A 622-nucleotide genomic window follows, 5' to 3' on the forward strand; every position below is an offset into this window, starting at 1 on the left:
GTAAACGCATGGAGTACTTTATCGTCGGCCGGATGCTGAAGGAGGGCCTCGACGTGTACATGCCGTTGGTTGACGATCATGCAGTCGATGCGATAGTGAAGCGCGGCAATGGCACGATGGCCCTTGTACAAATTAAAGCCCGCTCAGCAGACGTACTCGACGGCCACGGTGCTTTGTTTGCTGGAATCCCACATGAGGAAATCCGGCCAAATTATTGGTTTGTCTTCTACTCGGAGCGTATGGACAAGACCTGGCTTATGACCTCAGAGGAATTCAAGAACGAGGCCAGACAGAATCTGAATGGTAAGCACAAGGGGAAGTACACGTTACTTTTCAACGGCAGAAGAACCGACAAAAGTACTGGGTTTATCCTCGAGCACTGCAAGCCGCAGTACGAGAAGTATCTGGCTCCAACCTTTGATAGGCTGGCGCACGCCACTGCGGTTACCCAATTATCATTTGGCGAGAAGAAATGTACACATTAGAGCAATATGAGAAGGCAAGAGACGTACTGAAATCTGTGCAGGCAGCGAGCGATAACTACGACKGAAATAATCCAGACAAATTTCGCACTAACGTTACGCAGGCACGTATTACAGTGAAGATCATTGAGGATGGTCTA

General features: G+C 49.1%; 1 protein-coding gene. It reads left to right on the plus strand.

Features of this window, described 5'->3' with window-relative positions; genetic code table 11:
• Positions 1 to 485: hypothetical protein (locus AC1D0Z_RS23690; RefSeq protein WP_477660557.1), on the plus strand; the 485-nt coding region annotated here is incomplete at its 5' end.
• Between the last annotated feature and the right edge of the window lie 137 nt (positions 486 to 622).

It is taken from the genome of Polaromonas sp. P1_E3 (assembly GCF_056405935.1).